Below are 228 nucleotides of genomic sequence, written 5' to 3' on the forward strand. Positions count from 1 at the left end.
GGCTAGCAACACCGCGCCCAGACCCATCATGATGATGCCGCTGGACAGGGTAACCACACGTGCCGCGCCGGGCCGTGAGGCCAGCAGCTTGCGCGATGTCATGGCCACGCCGGTGTAAACCAAGCCGGCAAGAATGACGAACGTCAGGCCCAAAAGGCCCGACTGGACCGGAACGGGAAGGGCGGCCTCGGGGCTGACGAACTGTGGCACCAGGGCCACGAAGAACAG

Annotated in this window: 1 pseudogene; it reads right to left on the reverse strand. The window is 65.4% G+C overall.

The features are described from left to right. Positions 1-228 (reverse strand): annotated as a pseudogene (locus tag SB764_RS45275) (LysE family translocator); the annotation flags it as partial.

Origin of the sequence: Paraburkholderia sp. SIMBA_027 (assembly GCF_046535315.1) — a bacterium.
In the GTDB taxonomy this organism is placed as follows: Bacteria; Pseudomonadota; Gammaproteobacteria; order Burkholderiales; family Burkholderiaceae; genus Paraburkholderia; species Paraburkholderia tropica.